This is a genomic window from Mycobacterium sp. E1747 (genome assembly GCF_001667775.1).
Lineage (GTDB): Bacteria > Actinomycetota > Actinomycetes > Mycobacteriales > Mycobacteriaceae > Mycobacterium.
In genome coordinates this window covers 1-508 of the sequence record NZ_LZJI01000030.1, presented here as the reverse complement: position 1 = coordinate 508, position 508 = coordinate 1, and the positions used below count along the sequence as shown (strand labels likewise).

1 protein-coding gene and 1 pseudogene are annotated in these 508 nt (G+C 70.1%); one reads left to right on the top strand and one right to left on the bottom strand.

Features of this window, described 5'->3' with window-relative positions:
* The first annotated feature begins 21 nt into the window (after positions 1–21).
* The gene (locus tag A5695_RS29355) at positions 22–246 is read left to right on the top strand and encodes an ATP-binding cassette domain-containing protein (protein WP_369830148.1); all 225 of its coding nucleotides are present in this window, start codon (positions 22–24) and stop codon (positions 244–246) included.
* Here A5695_RS29355 and A5695_RS02420 read toward each other — a convergent pair.
* A pseudogene (locus tag A5695_RS02420) lies at positions 187–508 on the bottom strand (AAA family ATPase); the annotation flags it as partial. The gene A5695_RS29355 and the pseudogene A5695_RS02420 overlap by 60 nt on opposite strands.

Sequence of the window (508 nt, the reverse complement as noted above, 5' to 3'; positions counted from 1 at the left end):
AACGTCCGCTACTTCGCCACGCTGTACGGTTTCGAGCACCACGCCGCCGACGCCGCTATCGAGCGGGTCGGGCTGGCCGACCACCGGACCGCGTTCTGCGGCAACCTTTCCGGCGGCCAGCGCACCCGGGTGTCGCTGGCCTGCGCGCTGGTCTGCCGGCCCGATCTGCTCGTGCTCGACGAGCCCACCGTCGGCCTGGCGCATGGTGCTGCGCTTGATGATGGACAGAAACGCGTCCTCCAGTGACGGGCATCCGGTGTCCTCTCGTAGTTGGGCCGGGGTGGTGTGGGCAAGCAGGTGACCGTCGCGCATCAACAGCAGGTCGCCACAGTGGTCGGCCTCGTCCATGACATGGCTGGAGACCAGCAGCGTGGTCCCGCCGCGGGCGAGGTCGGCGAACTGCTCCCAGAGATCCGCGCGCAACACCGGGTCCAGGCCGACGGTGGGCTCGTCGAGCACGAGCAGATCGGGCCGGCAGACCAGCGCGCAGGCCAGCGACACCCGGGTG